At 31.0% G+C, this 17,563-nt stretch carries 23 protein-coding genes; all 23 read left to right on the top strand.

Translation table 11 applies throughout. The annotated features are described in order from the left end of the window. The first annotated feature begins 7 nt into the window (after positions 1 to 7). Positions 8 to 967: an NrfD/PsrC family molybdoenzyme membrane anchor subunit gene (gene nrfD, locus ACH5TX_RS16670; RefSeq protein WP_439340626.1), complete on the top strand. Its 960-nt coding sequence runs from the start codon at positions 8 to 10 to the stop codon at positions 965 to 967. Between the two features lie 14 nt (positions 968 to 981). After that, a complete protein-coding gene (locus tag ACH5TX_RS16665; protein ID WP_439340625.1) occupies positions 982 to 1,515 on the top strand; it encodes a YeeE/YedE thiosulfate transporter family protein in 534 nt (177 codons plus the stop codon). A 20-nt stretch (positions 1,516 to 1,535) separates the two neighbouring features. Next, complete coding sequence (locus ACH5TX_RS16660; protein ID WP_439340624.1) at positions 1,536 to 2,126, top strand: YeeE/YedE thiosulfate transporter family protein; 591 nt, start codon at positions 1,536 to 1,538, stop codon at positions 2,124 to 2,126. Positions 2,127 to 2,139: 13 nt separating this feature from the next. Next, positions 2,140 to 2,796 carry a rhodanese-like domain-containing protein gene (locus ACH5TX_RS16655; RefSeq protein WP_439340623.1) on the top strand — a complete coding sequence of 219 codons (657 nt, stop codon included), beginning with the start codon at positions 2,140 to 2,142 and terminating at the stop codon, positions 2,794 to 2,796. A gap of 31 nt (positions 2,797 to 2,827) precedes the next feature. Further along, positions 2,828 to 3,436 (top strand): rhodanese-like domain-containing protein, encoded by a 609-nt coding sequence (locus ACH5TX_RS16650; RefSeq protein ID WP_439340622.1) that lies wholly within the window; start codon positions 2,828 to 2,830, stop codon positions 3,434 to 3,436. A 154-nt stretch (positions 3,437 to 3,590) separates the two neighbouring features. Next, positions 3,591 to 4,769: a molybdopterin molybdotransferase MoeA gene (locus ACH5TX_RS16645; RefSeq protein ID WP_439340621.1), complete on the top strand. Its 1,179-nt coding sequence runs from the start codon at positions 3,591 to 3,593 to the stop codon at positions 4,767 to 4,769. A 9-nt stretch (positions 4,770 to 4,778) separates the two neighbouring features. Continuing rightward, positions 4,779 to 5,117 (top strand): winged helix-turn-helix domain-containing protein, encoded by a 339-nt coding sequence (locus ACH5TX_RS16640; protein WP_439340620.1) that lies wholly within the window; start codon positions 4,779 to 4,781, stop codon positions 5,115 to 5,117. An 8-nt stretch (positions 5,118 to 5,125) separates the two neighbouring features. After that, positions 5,126 to 5,866: a sulfite exporter TauE/SafE family protein gene (locus tag ACH5TX_RS16635; RefSeq protein ID WP_439340619.1), complete on the top strand. Its 741-nt coding sequence runs from the start codon at positions 5,126 to 5,128 to the stop codon at positions 5,864 to 5,866. Position 5,867: 1 nt separating this feature from the next. Further along, positions 5,868 to 6,452 (top strand): molybdenum cofactor guanylyltransferase, encoded by a 585-nt coding sequence (gene mobA, locus ACH5TX_RS16630; protein ID WP_439340618.1) that lies wholly within the window; start codon positions 5,868 to 5,870, stop codon positions 6,450 to 6,452. Next, a complete protein-coding gene (locus ACH5TX_RS16625) occupies positions 6,436 to 6,669 on the top strand; it encodes a MoaD/ThiS family protein (protein WP_439340617.1) in 234 nt (77 codons plus the stop codon). The genes mobA and ACH5TX_RS16625 overlap by 17 nt, the downstream gene beginning before the upstream one ends. Positions 6,670 to 6,715: 46 nt before the next feature. Beyond that, on the top strand, positions 6,716 to 7,813 hold the full coding sequence (gene moeB / locus ACH5TX_RS16620; RefSeq protein WP_439340616.1) for a molybdopterin-synthase adenylyltransferase MoeB: 1,098 nt from the start codon (positions 6,716 to 6,718) through the stop codon (positions 7,811 to 7,813). After that, on the top strand, positions 7,803 to 8,249 hold the full coding sequence (locus ACH5TX_RS16615) for a molybdenum cofactor biosynthesis protein MoaE (protein ID WP_439340615.1): 447 nt from the start codon (positions 7,803 to 7,805) through the stop codon (positions 8,247 to 8,249). The genes moeB and ACH5TX_RS16615 overlap by 11 nt, the downstream gene beginning before the upstream one ends. Before the next feature lie 96 nt (positions 8,250 to 8,345). Next, positions 8,346 to 9,257 carry a bifunctional molybdenum cofactor biosynthesis protein MoaC/MoaB gene (gene moaCB, locus ACH5TX_RS16610; RefSeq protein ID WP_439340614.1) on the top strand — a complete coding sequence of 304 codons (912 nt, stop codon included), beginning with the start codon at positions 8,346 to 8,348 and terminating at the stop codon, positions 9,255 to 9,257. Further along, positions 9,257 to 10,264, top strand: coding sequence for a GTP 3',8-cyclase MoaA (moaA, locus tag ACH5TX_RS16605; RefSeq protein ID WP_439340613.1), 1,008 nt, complete (start codon positions 9,257 to 9,259; stop codon positions 10,262 to 10,264). Before moaCB ends, moaA begins: the two co-directional genes overlap by 1 nt. 148 nt (positions 10,265 to 10,412) lie before the next feature. Next, positions 10,413 to 10,778, top strand: a complete 366-nt coding sequence (locus ACH5TX_RS16600; protein WP_439340612.1) for a hypothetical protein — start codon at positions 10,413 to 10,415, stop codon at positions 10,776 to 10,778. Between the two features lie 341 nt (positions 10,779 to 11,119). Beyond that, positions 11,120 to 12,865: a LytTR family transcriptional regulator DNA-binding domain-containing protein gene (locus ACH5TX_RS16595; protein WP_439340611.1), complete on the top strand. Its 1,746-nt coding sequence runs from the start codon at positions 11,120 to 11,122 to the stop codon at positions 12,863 to 12,865. A gap of 141 nt (positions 12,866 to 13,006) precedes the next feature. After that, a complete protein-coding gene (locus ACH5TX_RS16590) occupies positions 13,007 to 13,504 on the top strand; it encodes an SRPBCC family protein (protein ID WP_439340610.1) in 498 nt (165 codons plus the stop codon). Between the two features lie 11 nt (positions 13,505 to 13,515). Then, positions 13,516 to 14,091: an SRPBCC family protein gene (locus tag ACH5TX_RS16585; RefSeq protein ID WP_439340609.1), complete on the top strand. Its 576-nt coding sequence runs from the start codon at positions 13,516 to 13,518 to the stop codon at positions 14,089 to 14,091. 33 nt (positions 14,092 to 14,124) lie between these two features. Next, positions 14,125 to 14,871, top strand: a complete 747-nt coding sequence (locus tag ACH5TX_RS16580) for a hypothetical protein (protein ID WP_439340608.1) — start codon at positions 14,125 to 14,127, stop codon at positions 14,869 to 14,871. A gap of 101 nt (positions 14,872 to 14,972) precedes the next feature. After that, a complete protein-coding gene (locus ACH5TX_RS16575; RefSeq protein ID WP_439340607.1) occupies positions 14,973 to 15,803 on the top strand; it encodes a helix-turn-helix domain-containing protein in 831 nt (276 codons plus the stop codon). A gap of 95 nt (positions 15,804 to 15,898) precedes the next feature. Next, positions 15,899 to 16,471: an SRPBCC family protein gene (locus tag ACH5TX_RS16570; protein ID WP_439340606.1), complete on the top strand. Its 573-nt coding sequence runs from the start codon at positions 15,899 to 15,901 to the stop codon at positions 16,469 to 16,471. A gap of 4 nt (positions 16,472 to 16,475) precedes the next feature. Next, a complete protein-coding gene (locus tag ACH5TX_RS16565; RefSeq protein WP_439340605.1) occupies positions 16,476 to 16,946 on the top strand; it encodes an SRPBCC family protein in 471 nt (156 codons plus the stop codon). Between the two features lie 51 nt (positions 16,947 to 16,997). After that, on the top strand, positions 16,998 to 17,402 hold the full coding sequence (locus ACH5TX_RS16560) for a VOC family protein (protein ID WP_439340604.1): 405 nt from the start codon (positions 16,998 to 17,000) through the stop codon (positions 17,400 to 17,402). The last annotated feature ends 161 nt before the right edge of the window (positions 17,403 to 17,563 follow it).

The following is a 17,563-nucleotide window of genomic DNA, read 5'->3' as shown; positions in this document are numbered from 1 at the left end:
ATATAAGATGCAAGAAGAATTATTCACAAGCGGAAGGCATATTCCAAATATTGATCCTTCATTAGAAATTTGGCATTGGCCAATAGCTGTCTACTTATTTTTAGGAGGACTCGCTGCAGGTATTTTATTTTTTGCCGCCTTACTTTATATTTTAGGTGATGAAAACAAATATCCAACGGCTGTAAAAACGGCATCTATTATTCCTCCAATAGCTTTGTCTTTAGGACTACTAGCTTTGGTATACGATTTAACACACCCGTTATACACTTGGCAATTATACACAACCTTTAGAATTGAATCTCCAATGTCTTGGGGGGCTTGGATACTATTAATTACAACACCATTATCTTTTCTTTGGACCTTTAGTTATTACAGAGAAGTCTATCCAAAACTAGAAGCAAAACTAAACGTATTCAAACGTTTTAAGTTTTTAAATACTGTTGAAAAATTCACCATAAAAAACAGAAAAATCATTGCTTATGCCCTAATTCCGTTAGCTTTAATTTTAGGTGTTTATACAGGTATTTTATTATCGGCTTTTAATGCTAGACCTCTCTGGAACAACGCTATTTTAGGACCATTATTTTTAGTTTCTGGACTTTCAACAGGTGCAGCGGCTATAATTTTATTATCAAAAACAAAAGCTGAAAAACACCTGTTCGGAAAGATAGACTTAGGATTAATCATCATTGAATTAGCCTTAATTACACACATGATTATGGGGTATTATGCAGGCTCTCAAGTCCAACTAGAAGCTATGCAATTATTAGTAGGAGGCGATTTCACACTCATGTTCTTTGGTTTTGTGGTTATCTTAGGATTAATAATTCCAGCAATTCTAGAACTTATAGAATTATTAGGATTTAAAGTCCCTGTTGTAGTACCAGCTTTATTAGTCATTTTAGGCGGATTCATTTTTAGATTTGTTATGATAGAAGCTGGACAGTTAACACGATTTCTTTATTAAAAAACACATATATTATGAAATTATCTAATAATCAAAAAAATAAACACACCTACTGGAACCCCTATTACGGAGGATTTCTATTAGGTATTTTAATCATATTCACCTTTTTCCTTACCGGAAGAGGCTTAGGTGCCAGTGGCGCCATGAAAAGTAGCGTTGTTACTATAGTAGACCAAGTAGCTCCAACACATGCCGAGAACAATGCCTATTACAGTAAATTTCTTAGCAAAGGAGATACACCAATGAATACTTGGTTGGTATATGAAGCGCTTGGTGTATTATTAGGCGCTTTCATTTCTGGTGGATTAAGCGGAAGAATTCGTTGGCGCGTACAACATTCTCCTAAGATAACAAGTAAACGTCGACTTATTTTCGCTTTAATTGGAGGTATACTCTTTGGTTTAGGAGCTCAAATAGCACGTGGTTGTACAAGTGGCGCTGCATTAAGCGGTATGGCAGTATTGTCTACAGGTGGTTTTATAACCATGCTTGCCATTTTTGGTTCTGCGTATTTGTTTGCTTACTTGTTTAGAAAAAATTGGATTTAATTAACTTAAAAATATAAAATATGGGACCTTTAATTCCTGATGGCACAATCCCAATGGAATGGGATAGCATTATTGCCATTTTAATCGGTATTATTTTCGGATTTATTTTAGAAGCTTCTGGGTTTTCATCTTCCAGAAAGCTAGCGGGTGTTTTCTACGGATACGATTTCGCAGTATTAAAAGTGTTTTTTACCGCTGCAGCTGTGTCAGTAATTGGCATTTATTACATGGATTATTTAGGTTATTTAGACATTACGCAATTATATGTGCATCCTACTTATATATGGGCTGCCATAATTGGAGGCGTTATTATGGGTATTGGTTTTGTTGCTGGCGGTTTTTGTCCAGGAACTAGCCTATGTGCCGTAGCCATAGGCAAACTAGATGCTTGGGTGTATGTAGCTGGTATTATGATTGGTATTTTCTTATTTTCAGAATTATACACTTTTATTGAACCTGTATATAACGGTTACTTTTTAGGCAACATTACTTTAATTGACTCTTTCGATTGGAACCCCTATTGGTTTATATTGATTTTTGCTGTTATAGCTGTTGTGGCATTTGTAGTATCAGATATTGTTAGAAAACGAGTAAAAAAAGTGTTTTATTAATTAAATCAACGTGATGATGATTAAAAAAAGAACCGCAAAAATTTTAGCATTAAGATATAAATTGATGGCAGCCATACTTATTATGTTGGCTAGTGGTTTAGTTTTATTGCCTAAATATGAAAAAAGTGAAGGCATACCTGCCGAACAATTACTTAGCCACATTATTAGTCTTGAAAGATATGCATCTACCGATCAAATTTCAGATAAATTAATCAATCAAGACCCTTCATTCATATTAATTGATGTACGCGATGAAGCTAGCTATACTAAGTATACACTTCCAAACGCTATTAATATTCCATTAAAAAAATTACTGGATGAAGAATTTGAATCTTTTTTAAATCAAGATCAATTTGATGTCGTATTCTTTTCAAATGATAATTTTTATGCAGACCAAGCTTGGGCATTATGCAACCGTTTAGAATATAAAAATTTACATGTTCTAAAAGGCGGTATTAACAAATGGTTTACAACTATAATTAATCCTGAAAAGCCTGATGAAGGCATGCCTACTGAAGCATTTGAATTATACACAACTAGAAAAGCTGCGAGTATGTTTTTTGGTGTCGTTTATCCCGATCAAGTAAAAACAGATACTCCTATAAAAATAGCACCTAAAAAAATTATAACAGTTAAAAAGAAAAAGAAAGTTGCTGAAGGTGGTTGCTAGATGTAACAGTTAAAAATAATACATATTTCAGATGAAAGAGTTAGAAAAAATAAAACGATTATCAATTGCTTCAACACTTTTTATATTAATTATATTAATTGGTCTTCTTACTTACAAAAGACCTAAAAACACCTATGCACATAATACTAAAAATACTCTTGAAGAATTATCAAACTATAATTACTTTGGAAACCTTAACGATATTAATAACCAAAATCTAGTTTTAGTCGATATTAGAAGTGCATACGAATATGAAAAAGGGCATTTAAAAAACGCTATAAACATTCATACACCAGATCTTTTAAATGAAGAGAATTTAAACATCTTTAAAGAATTAAAAAGCACCAATAAAACAGCCATTCTATACGGCAATAGCCCTCAAGAAGTTAATATGCCTTTTTTACTGTTATACCAATTAGGCTATGATAACATAAAAATATTACCTGCAAAAAACAGTTATATTCAAAATAAACTAATCACAAAGCACTGTGATGTTGAGACTTCTAAAGCTGATATTACCGCTTTTATAAAGGCATCTCAAAAAAATGGAAATGCACCCGCGGTAATGCAAAATCTTACTCCCAAAAGAACCATTACAGTTAGAAAGAAAAAGAAGAGAACCGCTGAAGGCGGTTGTTAATTTAAAAGAACACCTCGACATTTAGCTTTGAGGTATCTATTAAAATTGTCATTAACGAGACATCGGGAATCTAAAAACATCTTCAAAAACTAATAAATTTCAGAATTATTACACATAGAATTCGTTATATTTGTAAATACATAACGATATTTAAATGATTTCCGTAGAAGACGCTATTCAACTAGTTAAAAACAACACCAAACCGCTTTTAAAAGAAACAACGAAACCTGTTGAAAAAGCTGGAGGTTATATATTATTCAAAGACGTTTTTTCGCCAATAAATATGCCGCCCTTTAGGCAATCGGCTATGGATGGTTATGCATTGTTTTTACATGAGAGTTTAAGTTATTCATTAATTGATGAAGTAAAAGCTGGCGATAACCACCAACCCATTTTAAAACAAGGAGAAGCGGTTAGAATTTTTACTGGTGCACCTGTACCAGATACTGCCAATGCTATCATGATGCAAGAAAAAGTTAAAAATGATGGCCGTAAAATAACTATTGAGCATAACATAAACCAAGAAACAAATATTAGACCACTTGGAGAGCAAGTTAAAGAAGGAGACATCGCTTTAAAAAAAGGAACCAAACTAACACCTGCCGCCATAGGTTATTTAACTTCTTTAGGTATAACAACCATTTCTGTCTATAAAAAGCCTTCTATAGCATTAGTAACAACAGGAAATGAATTGGTTAAAGCAGGACAACCTTTAAATTATGGTCAGATATACGAAAGCAATTCAACCATGCTTCAAAATGCACTTTATAATTTAAAGTTTTATGATATAACCTTACACAAGGTTGAAGATGATTACGAAAAAACAAAATCTAAACTTGAAACCGTTATAAACGAGAATGACTTGGTGATTGTAACTGGAGGTATTTCGGTTGGCGATTACGATTTTGTTGGAAAATCACTTATAGAATTAAATACTAAAAACATCTTTTATAAGGTAAAACAAAAACCAGGAAAACCTCTATTCTTCGGAAAAAAAGAAGATACACTCATTTTTGCACTACCAGGAAACCCTGCTGCTGCCCTCAGTTGTTTTTACGTTTATGTGTATATCACATTGCAAAAAATGATGAATAGAGATGTTATAGAATTACCACGTATAAAAGCAAAATCATTATCAAATTTTGAAAAGCGAGGTGATAGACCTCAATTTTTAAAAGCTATTTATAAAGAAAATACCGTTGAAATTTTAGAAGGACAAAATTCATCCATGTTACAAACATTTGCGCTTTCGAACGCTCTGGTTTTTGTACCTGAAACTGTTTCTAATATTTCAATTAATGATGATGTTGAAGTTATTTTACTCCCATCTTAAACTAAGATTATGAGCTATAAAATTAAAAGTAGAGTTTGGATTGAACATGATAATCATGTGCTTTTAGGAGAAGGCAGAGTACATCTATTAAAAGCTATTGAAGCAACTGGCTCGCTTTCTAAAGCAGCAAAATCGTTAAACCTATCGTATAAAAAAGCTTGGAATCTTTTAGATTCTGTCAACAAATCTGCTAAAAAACCAGTAACTATAAATAGTATTGGTGGCAAAGGTGGTGGTGGTGCCCAATTAACAGAATACGGAAAATCTTTAATTAATGTCTTTGACGATATCAATAAAAACTGTTGGGACTTTTTAGATAAACAATTAGAAAAAATAGAAGCGCTTTAAATATATAAATGCTAGAAAACCAATACATATATCTCTTTTTATTCATCCTACCAATAGTATCCTTTCTATACTCAAGCGTAGGTCATGGTGGCGCTAGTGGATATTTAGCACTTATGGCTTTGTTTTCGTTTGCACCTGAAACGATGAAACCCACTGCTCTACTTCTTAATTTATTTGTTGCTGGGATTTCATTTTATTACTATTACAAAGAAGGGTATTTTAATAAAAAACTGTTTTTAGTATTCGCTATAGCATCAGTGCCTTTTGCTTTTTTAGGAGGAACCATTGAAATTGATGCGTCTATTTACAAAAAAATATTAGCCGTTTTATTAGTCTTTGCTATTCTAAAAATGCTAAATGTTTTTGGAAAAGAAAAAGATTCCATAAAAGACATCAAACTATGGCAAGGCTTAATAGTTGGTGCTATTATTGGTTTCTTTTCAGGACTTATTGGTATTGGTGGTGGCATCATATTAACACCTGTTATTTTATTGTTCCATTGGGGTAAAATGAAAGAAGCCGCAGCCGTTTCTGCTTTATTTATTTGGGTGAATTCTGCTTCGGGGCTTATCGGACAATTAAGTAGCGGTGTAGTTTTAGAAAAAGAATCCTTTTTACTAGTGGCTATTGCTCTCATAGGCGGCTTTTTTGGAGGCTATTATGGAAGTAAAAAAATCAACAATAAGAAACTTCGATACATTTTGGCTTTTGTATTAACCATAGCATGTTTTAAACTATTTTTTACTTAAAATGATTGACAAAAAAAACATAACAGGTATTATTTTAGCGGGTGGAAAAAGTACGCGTATGGGAACCGACAAAGGGTTTCTGTTATTAAACGGAAAACCATTTACCCAATACAGTATTGATATTTTACAGCCTTTTGTATCTGAAATTTTAATTGTTTCAGATAATCCTGATTATGATATTTTTGGATGTAAGCGCATAAACGATATTACAAAAAATGCTGGTCCTGTGGCAGGTATTTGTTCAGGATTAGAAGCATCCTCAACTGAATACAATTTAATTTTAAGCTGTGATATTCCTTTGATTACTTCAGATATTTTAAAAAAATTGATAAAAGCTATTGATGATACTTCCGAAATCATTCAAATTGAAAGCAACGGAAAATCAATGCCGCTTATAGCATTGTACAAAAAGCAATGTAAAGAAACATTTAGCAAGCTATTAAAAACTAACGAAAGACGTTTACGTGTTGCTGTTAACGCCTGCCAATCAAAAAATATAGCATTAGAATTAGAACACGATCTATTTACAATGAATGTGAATACACAAACAGAATTAAAAGCCATTGAAGATGCATATAACCGTTAAATACTTTGGTCAAATAGCGGAAGTTACCGAACAAGAAGAAGAGTCTTTAGAGTTTTCTGGGAGTTTAATTTCTGAACTATTGGATCTATTATATTCAAAATATAGCGACTTGAAAACGAAAGATTTTCAAATAGCGCAAAACCAAGAATTGGTTACAAATGAAACTAAAATAACAGGACAAGAAATTGCCTTATTACCGCCTTTTGCAGGAGGCTAAATATAAAAACGTTCTGGTAGGAAGAAATTCCTGCCTACACAAGAATATGAGATATAACAGACATATCATCTTATCGGAAATAGGTCAAAAAGGTCAAGATAAACTTTCCAACTCCAAAGTATTAGTTATTGGTGCTGGTGGTTTGGGCTGCCCTGTTTTACAGTATTTAACAGCCGCTGGTATTGGCACAATTGGTATTATTGATTTTGATGTGGTAGATATTTCAAACTTACAACGACAAGTATTATTTGGAACATCGGCACTAGGAAAAAACAAAGCAGTAGCAGCTAAAGAACGGTTAACAGATTTAAACGATAGTATTTCTATTATCGCTTACGCGAAAAAATTAACGCACCAAAACGCTGTTAATTTATTCAATCAATATGACATTATAGTTGATGGTACCGATAATTTTGAAACGCGCTACTTGGTAAATGATGCTTGTATCATTGCAAATAAACCGCTCGTTTTTGGAGCCATCTATAAATTTGAAGGACAAGTATCTGTTTTCAACTATCAAAACGGACCGAGTTACCGTTGCTTGTTTCCAAATCCTCCAGAAAAAGGAAACGTTCCAAATTGTTCGGAAATTGGTGTTTTAGGCGTGCTTCCTGGTATTATTGGAACAATGCAAGCTAATGAAGTTTTAAAAATTATTTTAGATATTGGTAGCTTGCTTTCTGGCAAATTACTTTGTTATAATGCCTTGACGCTTCAAAATTCAACATTAAAAATTAAAAGAAACGAAAACATCATCCAATCTGTTTTAAAAGACAAGGATAACTTTCATAAAAAACAGATAGAATCTCATTGTGACGTAGACGTTATTTCAATTTCAATTAAAGACGTTTTATTTGCAGAAAATATTCAATTTATTGATGTTAGAGAAACTCATGAACAACCAAAAATTGAAAATTTAGATGTCACAATTATTCCATTAAGTGTACTAGAAAAGAATCTAAACAAAATCGATTCAGCAAAAAAGAAAGTCCTTTTTTGTCAATCAGGAATACGAAGTAAACGTGCTGTAAAATTATTGCACGCATTACATATTCAAAACTGTTTCAACATAAACGAAGGTGCTTCAGATATAAATAAACTTATAAAAGAACAACATAAAACAACTTCAAATAATGAAAGATAAAAAAACCATAAAAAGCGTATTCAAACAAGGCGCTATTTCTTCAGAATTTATAGGAAATTCTATTGCGAAACACCAAACCAAAACAAGTATTGGAGCGCACAATATCTTTTTAGGACAAGTAAGAGCCGATGTTATTGATAACAAAACGGTTGCTGCCATAGAATATACAGCTTATGAAGATATGGCTAATGAAAAGTTTCACGAGATTAGAGAAGCTGCTTTTGAGAAATTCGACCTTACTTGCATGCATATCTATCATAGTTTAGGAACCGTTAAAACTGGTGAAATCTGTTTATTCGTTTTTGTATCATCACCTAGACGAAAAGTTGTTTTTGAAGCTTTAGAATTTATTGTTGAAGCCATAAAAGCAGATGTTCCAGTTTTTGGAAAAGAGATTTTTGAAGACGAATCTCATCAATGGAAAGTAAACACGTAAGTGTTTTTTTGTATAGCTGTTTGTCATTAAATCGAGAACAACTAAACAACAAACAACTAAACGATTAAACAAATCAATAGTTAAACAACAGAGAAAATGGTCGACATTACACATAAAAACACAACATTACGAACCGCAGTAGCACAAGCCGTTGTAAAGGTTAGTAAACCCGAAACAATAACAGCCATACAAAACGATACCGTTCCTAAAGGAAACGTATTTGCCATGAGTAAAGCAGCAGGCTTATTAGGCGTAAAACGCACACCAGATATTTTACCTGATTGTCACCCCTTGCCTATTGAGTTTACAGGTATTGAGTACGACATAAACGGATTAGAAATCACCGTACTATTCACCGTAAAAACCATTTACAAAACAGGTGTCGAAGTTGAAGCTATGCATGGTGCTAGTGTAGTGGCTTTAAACATGTACGATATGCTAAAACCTATTGATAAAGGCATCGAAATACACGCTATAAAACTGCTGAAGAAAAAAGGTGGTAAATCAGATTTTAGAGATAAATTTAGAAAAGATTTAACAGCTGCAGTTATTGTTTGCTCTGATACGATTTCGGCAGGACACAAAGAAGATAAAGCAGGAAAAGCTATTATTGAAAAATTAGAATCTTGCGATGTAAAAATCACGGATTATATTATTATTCCTGATGAAGTAAAAGATATCCAAGAGAAAGCAAAAAGCTTTCAAGAAGCTGGTGTCGATTTAATAATTTATACAGGAGGCACAGGACTTTCTGGACGTGATGTCACCCCAAAAGCTTTATTGCCATTATTAGACCGAAGAATCCCAGGTATTGAAGAAGCCATTCGTAATTACGGACAAGACAGAACACCGTTTTCTATGCTGTCTAGAAGTGTAGCAGGTACAATAAAGAACACCTTAGTATTGGCTTTACCAGGATCTACAAACGGAGCCAAAGAATCTATGGATGCCATATTTCCATCGGTACTACATATTTTCAGAATTTTAAAAGGTGCAAGACACGATTAATGAATAGCAACAAAAATATATTACAAGATAATTTTGGTAGAGACCACGCCTACTTGCGCATTTCGTTAATTGAACGCTGTAATTTACGATGCTCATATTGCATGCCAGAAGAAGGCGTACAACTCTCTCCTAAAAATCATTTAATGACTTATGAAGAAATATACGATATTGCCAAAACCTTTGTAAAACATGGCGTTACTAAAATAAGATTAACAGGAGGAGAACCTTTAATTAGAAAAGACATTCCTATTATTTTAGAAAAACTTGCCACGCTTCCTGTAGAGTTATCTATAACATCTAACGCGGTTATAATTGATAAATTTATTGATATACTAAAAGCTAGCGGTATTAAAAGTATCAACGTGAGCTTAGATTCTTTAGATAAAGAAAAGTTTAAACATATTACGCGTCGCGACCAATTTGAAAAAGTTTACAACAATATTTTATTACTAGTAAAAGAAGGTTTTAAAGTGAAAGTGAATGCGGTTTTAATGAAGGACTTTAATGATAACGAAATTATCGATTTCATTAACTTCACAAAAGATTTACCTGTTTCGGTGCGCTTTATTGAATTCATGCCTTTTGATGGCAACAAATGGGATATGAGTAAAATGGTGTCTTATGCCGAAGTGATGGAATATGTAAATGATTCATTTTCTGAAGCACAAATAGAACGCCTACAAGACGCTCCAAACGACACCTCAAAAAACTATAAAATAAAAGGCTACAAAGGTAGTTTTGCTATTATAAGTTCGGTTACAAATCCGTTTTGCGATTCTTGCAACAGGTTACGATTAACCGCTAACGGACAACTAAAAAACTGTTTATTTTCATCTGGTGAATCCGATTTACTAACCACACTTCGTTCAGGAAAATCGATTGAACCTGTTATTCAAAAAGCAGTACAAGCTAAATTTAAAATCCGTGGTGGTATGAATACCATTGAAAAACTTCAAGAACCTAAATTACATGGCAAAAACAGAAGTATGATTACGATTGGAGGGTAAAATCGTTTTTTGTAAAACTAAAAAAATTCTAAATTTGTATGCATTTCTTATATTTTAAACCTATGACTAGATTAGAATAAGTACACTTATCTATTCTTCTGTCACATAGTAATAAATAGACAATCAATAAAAAACATTCTATAACAAAATGAATAGTAATATAAAAAGCAAGGACATTCTATTAAAAAATGGTGTTTGGGAATCTACTGGAGGCAATTTATTTTGGATTAATATCATTAAAGACAAAGTTTACTGGCTAGGTATGAACAATAAGACACTAGAAAATGAATTAGGTGAAGATTGGTGCCACGTTGGGAATGGAACAGTAGTTGGCAATCATATATCTTTAGATTGGTCAGATATTTCTGTTGGAAAAGGTAATTTAAATGGACGAATCGTTATTGAAATAATTAGCCCTATTAAAATGACCGTTATTGAGGATTCTGGAAACTTTGGTATGTCAACTTGGAATTGGAAAAAAGATCAGTTAAATTTTAGTCAAATAACTCAATAGAATACTAAATTATTTTAAACAACACTATTTGTAAAAATGGAAAGACTTTCTAAATTTATTGAAAGTAAATATAGTATCTGCAACAAATATATTTTCAATTACAAAAAGCATTTCAACAAGTCTATTTTTTATTGTATTAATATTGGTTAGAGTTAAACTTGTAAAGAGAAATTAAAAAGTGTAAAAGTTATAAAAAAAGAAACCTAGTTCTGACTTGTAAGTATTCATTATATTTGAGTCTATTAAACAGCAAAACAATATCAACATGAATTTTTATCAAAAAAAGTTCTGACTTGTTGATGATTTAGATATAAACTTCGGGTAACACCCTATTTAATTAAATGAAAAAAATATTAATTATTCCATTTCATATTGAAAAGGAAATCCCTGATGCAAAATATATTTCTGAAGGCATTATTGAACAATTAATAGATTTAATTTCTGGTTATAATCATTTGTCTGTTTTAAGTAGAAGTATTAGCTTTTACATTAAAGAAAACCCAAAATCGTTAAAAGAACTAATTAATGATTTAAGCATTGATTATATTATTGAAGGTAATATAAAACAAAAAGGCATTAATAATCAGCTAAATTTAAGATTAATAAATGCCACTAGTAGTGAAGTCATTTTATCAACAAAAGACGTTTATAAACATGATGAATGGGCTACTTTTTTACAAAAACAAGCAATAATAATTCTTGAAGAATATAAACTTATAAATCATACCACTGAAGTAAAAAAAGTAAAAGGACACGCTAAAGAACTCTATTTAAAAGGAATGTATCATTGGAATAGATACACGCATAAAGAAATGCTAATGGCAATTCCTTTTTTTAAACAATCTATAAAAGCAGATAAAAATTACGCACCAGCTTATGCAGGACTAGCCAATTGCTATACTGTTATAGCTACAATGGGCTATGAAAACTATAAAAAATCATATGAAAACGGGTTGAAATATGTAAAAAAAGCTCTCCTATTAAACGATAAACATTCAGAATCTTATTTATGTGTTTCTTTTATTAATCTTTTTCATCAATTTGATTATAAACAAGCCAAAACCAATCTAAATTTCGCTTTAGCTTTAAATAAAAACAATCCAAAAACACATCACACTTTATCATTTTATTATTGTTTTTCTAGAGAATTCGACCTTGCGGAAAAGCATTGTTTAAAAGCTTTGGAATTAGACCCTTTATCTATTCCTCAACACAATATGCTTATTCGAATAAGTCAATATAAAAGAAATTTCGCAAAAGCACAAGACGCTATTAACGCTGTACTACAAATAAACGACCCTGCATTACCAATACACCAATTACAAGGACTTAATTATTTATTTACTGGGAATCTGGAATCTGCAATTGAAACTTTTAAAGATTGTATAAAAATTTCTAACGAAGAGTTATTGAATTATGGTTACTTATCTTATGCATATTCCATTTGTAATTTTTACAGTGAAAGTTTATCCATTGAGCAAGATCTAGATGAAACTATCTATTCTAAAGAAAACGGAAACTATGATTATGCGAAAGCCGTTATTAAATTTGGCAGAAAAGATTATGCTGGATTTTTCAAACATATTAATAAAGCTATAAACAAAGGATTATCGGTGTTATTTGGTGACATTTTAAACAACCCTATTTATAGCGAAATAAGAAAAGACATTCGTTACATAGAGCTACTTAAGCGTGGTAATTTAAACAACATTGAAACCCAAATTGAAACCCGAAAACCATCTTCACTTTTCGAGATAAAAACAAACACAAAAGAAAACTTACTTTTAGATCCTCAAGACATTGCTTTTATACAAGGTGATGGCAACTATTGCTCTGTAAACTGGTATAATAATAACATCCTTTCTAAAACCGTTTTAAGAATCACCTTAAAACAACTAGAAACACAATTACGTCCTTTTAGCTATTTAATAAGATGTCATAAATCATACATAGTAAATATGGATAAGAGCGTAAAAACAGTTGGTAATTCTAAAAGTTCATTTATTGAAAGCCCGCTCTTCTCAATTCGAATTCCGATTTCACGAAATAAATTCACTGAAATCAAGGAATTAATGACAACACACTAACCTACCCGTTCATCACAAAACACCAATTCATCACACATTTAATAAAAATTATTCTTGCAGGGGTTCCATTCCTACCATTAATTTAATTCATAAAAATAACCACATTACGTTTGTCTTGAAATTAAATAAAAGACAAATAAAATGACAACATTTTTTAAGGAATTAGATATTCAATCTCCAAAAGAAAAGGTTTGGAAAGTCATGGCTAATCTAGGTGATATAAATAGATTTAACCCAAACACTTCAAAATCATATTATTCAAGCAACATTAAAGAAGGTATTGGCGCTGCTAGAATATGTGAGCTTAGACCAACAGGAGTTGTAGAAGAAACAGCAACTATATGGAATGAAGGCAACGGTTTTACTTTAAAAATTACGCCTATAAAAAATGCGCCTCCAGTAAAAAACATGTATGCAGTTCTTGATCTAAAAAGTTTAAACCCTAAAAACACTAGAGTTAAAATTAACATGGAGTATGAAACCAAACTTGGAGTATTAGGTAAAACATTAAACACTTTAGTTATAAAATCTCAAATGAAAAAAGGCATTCAACTTCTTTTAGAAGGACTTAAAGTACATCTTGAGCAAGGACATGACATTACAGACCCAAAAAGTTTAAAACAATATAAATCAGCATAATTACATTTAAAATGAAAAATTTAAAACACATTATAACACTAGCAGGAATCATATTTACAGTATACACAACTAGTGCTCAAAAGAAAATGAAACTAGCTACAATTCATAGTGAACAAATTGTAAATGTATCACCCGAAGAGGCTTGGAAAGTTATTAATAGCTATGGTAATGTTGGTACTTACCATAGTGCAATTGCAAGTTCTAAACCAATTAATGGTAGTAATGTTGAAGGATCATTAGGTTGTGAACGTCAATGCTATATACTAAACGGAAAAAAAGAAATTTTTGTAGATGAAAAAATAATTGATTTTGTTAATAATAGTTATTACAAATACACCGCTTCTTCTGAACAATTTCCTGCAAAGGCATTTTTTAACACATTTGGTGTCAAACAAAATGAAGAAGGAAAAACAGTTATCTATGTAACAACTGAATATAAGTTGAAACCGTGGTTTTTAACTTGGATGGCAAAAGGAAAACTTAGGAAAGGTAATGAAGATGCATTATTATTCTATAAGCATTATATGGAAACAGGCGAAAAAAATGCAGATCCTAAAACTATTAAAAAGAAATACAAAAACGCTTAAAACTCTATTGACAAAACAATTTAAAACTACATTATGAGTAAAACTAATCATTTACAGACGTTGCTATGCATAGGTCTATTTGCACTTACATTCGGAACAATTCAATCTCAAAACGAAATGACTATTAATCATCAAAAAAAGTCTAATATGGAAACCATGAAAATGACTAGCCAAAGTCATACACTCAAATTAAAAAAAGGAGAATTATTTCTTATAATTTCTTCAATAACAAAACCAGGAGCACAAAACTTAATGAATGATTATTTTGAAAAAGTTTTCCCTATAGCTTCAAAAAACGGTTTTAAACCTTTAGCTTCATTACCTATAGACAAGGTTGTTGCGGGGAATTACAAACCTAATAATTTTGTTGGTCTTTATAGCTGGCCTAGTATGGATGCCGTTCAGGCTTTCCTTATGGAATTACCAAATTCTGAACTTACAACCATGAGAAAGAAAATATGGAATGAATTAAAACAAGTTATTGTAAGCGTAGAAATGGATTTTGAAATTACTTTACATGAGGCTAAAGTATATGAAATACAAACCATTTGGAATGATAATCAAATAAAAGAAGACTTAAAAAACTTTAATGGCAATATTATTTTTAATTTACCTATTACAGGTTATGAAGATTTAAATAATGGAAAAAAACCTACTCAAACAATTTTAATTGAATGGGATTCTAAAAAAGATGCGAATGCATACCGAACGAGAAAAAAACCTATTATAGAAGAATCCTTTATAACGCACTTGCAGTTACCAGAACAAAAACAAGACTAATTCAAAACCATTTTTTAAAAAGTGCAACTTAAAAAAGTTGTGCTTTTTTTTGAAAGGTTTCTTTCTCTTTAACTAGTATGTATTAATTTTAAAATAAAAAAATGACACCTAAAGTATTTGAATACAAAAAATTAACTTACCAAGACAAAACTGTTTTTAGTAAAATTGTAATGGGTGCCTTTGATAGAATTGAAAAATATTTTCAAAAAAATGAAGCTTGTTTCATGTTTGTAAATAATGGCGACATGATACTAAGAACACCAGAACAAACAATTCACATTAAAGATGGAGATGGATTATTTGCTAAGTGTGGAAATTATTTCTTTGAAAAGCAATCAAGTGAAAAAATAACGTTAATAGCTGCATATTTTTATCCTGAAATTTTAAAACAAATTTTTTCTACAGATATATTATCTTCAGATTTCACAACTAAGTATGATGCTAAAAAAGTTGTAATAGATAAACTATTATCTGATTTTAAAGACAATATTAGTTATTTATTAGAAAACCCCAATGTGGTTGATGACACTTATCTACTCACAAAACTAAAAGAATTTATAATCTTACTTTCTAAATCTGAAAATGCCCCTAGCGTAATAAGTTTTGTAGCCTCTTTTTACAAGCCCCATGAATATGATTTTAAATCAATAATAGAGAAAAATAAATTTTCTGATTTATCATTAAATGAATTAGCTACTCTTTGCAACATGAGTTTAGCCTCGTTTAAACGTAAGTTTAAAGAATTTTATAATACTACCCCTAAACAATATTTGGTAACAGAAAAAATTAAAAAAGCGTCCCAACTGCTAAAAATAAAAGAAAAAAGAATTGTTGAGGTTGCATACGATTGTGGCTTTGAATCTATAACTGCATTTAATAGAAACTTCAAAAAAATAACGAATCAAACACCTACAGAGTATCGTAATAATTAAGATTGAGCTAAAACAACTAGTTGTTGAGCCATACTAGCCATTCAAAAAAACACCTCTAAATTACATTTGCATCATTAATAATTAAATAACAAAAAATGATACAATTAAAATTAACAGGAGCTTTAATAATAACAATGTTTACCTGTATAGGTATTTCTGCAAAAGAAAAAGATCCAACAATTATTAACCATGAAATTACTATTGAAGCCTCAATTGATGATGCTTGGGAAATTTTAGGTCCACAATTTCAAAATGCTCAAATTTGGGCTTCTTCAGTTAAACATTCTGAGGCATTAAACAATGAATCCTTAAATGGTTCTAATACCACAGTTAGAGGTTGTGCAATAAAAGGAATGGGAGAAATAAAAGAAACTCTTTTATCCTATTCTCCAAACAATTACTCACTTTCATATGTTGTAAAAGAGGGTATGCCTAAAATGGTAAAACATGCATCAAACAATTGGCAATTAATTGATTTAGGAAATGGAAAAACTAAATTAAAAATGAAAATTGAAATGAAAACTGGTGGCTTTATGGGATGGATGATGCGAGGTATGATGAAAAGAAAAATGACAAAATTATCTTCTCAAATAGCCGAAGAATTTAAATATTATGTTGAAAACGGGAAACCTCACCCAAGAAAAATTAAAGCAAACAAAAAATCATAAATCAATGATAATAAAAAAAGAAACCATAATACATTCTAATATTGAAAAGTGTTGGAATGTATTAGGCAAAAATTTTGCAAATGCTCATGAATGGGCTTCAGCAATAAAGCACTCAGAAGGAAGCGGAGATAGTTTTAGCGGTGCTTCATGTTCCAATAGAAAATGTGAAGTAAAAAAAATGGGGCATTTAAATGAAAAACTACTAAATTATTCTAACGATACACATTCCCTCAAATATGAAATTATTGAAGGTTTGCCAAAAATGATTAAAAAAGCAACGAATAGTTGGTCCTTGTCTGCGTTAGACACCAACAAATCTAAACTAACTATGGAAATGGATATGAATATTAGTGGTTTTTTAGGTACTTTAATGAAACCAATAATGAAAATACAAATGGGAAACATGGGAAATGTATTCTTAGAAGAATTTAAATATTACGTTGAAAAAGGCAAACCACATCCAAGAAAAAATTAAACACTTTTTAGTTTTATAAGAAAAATAAGACAGCTTTAAACCCCTTTAGAAATGAACAACAGTAAATTAACACAATTAAAAGCCCTTCATACTAATTTGATGGTTGATGATGTTGAATTAACTTTATCCTTCTATAAATCAATTGGATTTACAGTGCTTCAAAAAGCACCAAAAGAAAATCCGGAATGGGCTTATATAAAAAAAGATAATGCCTCTCTAATGTTTCAGTCTACATTATCTCTACAAAAAGAGTTTCCACAACTTAAAGAACAAAAAATGGGTGTTGGATTAACTTTATGGATTCAGACTGAAAACATTGAAGGCTATTATCTTCAAATAAAAGATAAAGTTGAAGTAATAAAACCTTTAGGAGTAACTGAATATAACGGAGCTACAGAATTTGTTATTCAAGATTTTAACGGGTTTATTTTACATTTCTCTGATCTTGCATTGTAAAAAGACAAAATCTATTTGACGCTCATTTCCATATCATTAACCAATGTTTCCTTTAGAATATAACAACGGTTAATTACCTCTAACTTTTACAATAAAATGCCCCAAGAGTCAGGCAACCATTATTAAAAAAATAAGCGTCTTTATATCATAGACAAAATAAA

Source organism: Thalassobellus citreus, assembly GCF_044385915.1.
In the GTDB taxonomy this organism is placed as follows: Bacteria; Bacteroidota; Bacteroidia; order Flavobacteriales; family Flavobacteriaceae; genus Thalassobellus; species Thalassobellus citreus.
Note: the sequence above shows the minus strand (reverse complement) of the source record. Positions and strands in the feature narration are given on the sequence as shown.

Bases quoted from the DNA above. Each gene is read 5' to 3' on its own strand.
- ACH5TX_RS16615 (WP_439340615.1), top strand. From the start codon at position 7,803: ATGAAAGATAAAAAAACCATAAAAAGCGTATTCAAACAAGGCGCTATT.
- mobA (WP_439340618.1), top strand. From the start codon at position 5,868: ATGATTGACAAAAAAAACATAACAGGTATTATTTTAGCGGGTGGAAAA.
- ACH5TX_RS16625 (WP_439340617.1), top strand. From the start codon at position 6,436: ATGCATATAACCGTTAAATACTTTGGTCAAATAGCGGAAGTTACCGAA.
- ACH5TX_RS16570 (WP_439340606.1), top strand. From the start codon at position 15,899: ATGATACAATTAAAATTAACAGGAGCTTTAATAATAACAATGTTTACC.
- nrfD (WP_439340626.1), top strand. From the start codon at position 8: ATGCAAGAAGAATTATTCACAAGCGGAAGGCATATTCCAAATATTGAT.
- ACH5TX_RS16655 (WP_439340623.1), top strand. From the start codon at position 2,140: ATGATGATTAAAAAAAGAACCGCAAAAATTTTAGCATTAAGATATAAA.
- ACH5TX_RS16650 (WP_439340622.1), top strand. From the start codon at position 2,828: ATGAAAGAGTTAGAAAAAATAAAACGATTATCAATTGCTTCAACACTT.
- ACH5TX_RS16660 (WP_439340624.1), top strand. From the start codon at position 1,536: ATGGGACCTTTAATTCCTGATGGCACAATCCCAATGGAATGGGATAGC.
- ACH5TX_RS16595 (WP_439340611.1), top strand. From the start codon at position 11,120: ATGAAAAAAATATTAATTATTCCATTTCATATTGAAAAGGAAATCCCT.
- ACH5TX_RS16565 (WP_439340605.1), top strand. From the start codon at position 16,476: ATGATAATAAAAAAAGAAACCATAATACATTCTAATATTGAAAAGTGT.
- moeB (WP_439340616.1), top strand. From the start codon at position 6,716: ATGAGATATAACAGACATATCATCTTATCGGAAATAGGTCAAAAAGGT.
- ACH5TX_RS16600 (WP_439340612.1), top strand. From the start codon at position 10,413: ATGAATAGTAATATAAAAAGCAAGGACATTCTATTAAAAAATGGTGTT.
- ACH5TX_RS16585 (WP_439340609.1), top strand. From the start codon at position 13,516: ATGAAAAATTTAAAACACATTATAACACTAGCAGGAATCATATTTACA.
- moaA (WP_439340613.1), top strand. From the start codon at position 9,257: ATGAATAGCAACAAAAATATATTACAAGATAATTTTGGTAGAGACCAC.
- ACH5TX_RS16560 (WP_439340604.1), top strand. From the start codon at position 16,998: ATGAACAACAGTAAATTAACACAATTAAAAGCCCTTCATACTAATTTG.
- ACH5TX_RS16580 (WP_439340608.1), top strand. From the start codon at position 14,125: ATGAGTAAAACTAATCATTTACAGACGTTGCTATGCATAGGTCTATTT.
- ACH5TX_RS16635 (WP_439340619.1), top strand. From the start codon at position 5,126: ATGCTAGAAAACCAATACATATATCTCTTTTTATTCATCCTACCAATA.
- ACH5TX_RS16645 (WP_439340621.1), top strand. From the start codon at position 3,591: ATGATTTCCGTAGAAGACGCTATTCAACTAGTTAAAAACAACACCAAA.
- ACH5TX_RS16590 (WP_439340610.1), top strand. From the start codon at position 13,007: ATGACAACATTTTTTAAGGAATTAGATATTCAATCTCCAAAAGAAAAG.
- moaCB (WP_439340614.1), top strand. From the start codon at position 8,346: ATGGTCGACATTACACATAAAAACACAACATTACGAACCGCAGTAGCA.
- ACH5TX_RS16665 (WP_439340625.1), top strand. From the start codon at position 982: ATGAAATTATCTAATAATCAAAAAAATAAACACACCTACTGGAACCCC.
- ACH5TX_RS16575 (WP_439340607.1), top strand. From the start codon at position 14,973: ATGACACCTAAAGTATTTGAATACAAAAAATTAACTTACCAAGACAAA.
- ACH5TX_RS16640 (WP_439340620.1), top strand. From the start codon at position 4,779: ATGAGCTATAAAATTAAAAGTAGAGTTTGGATTGAACATGATAATCAT.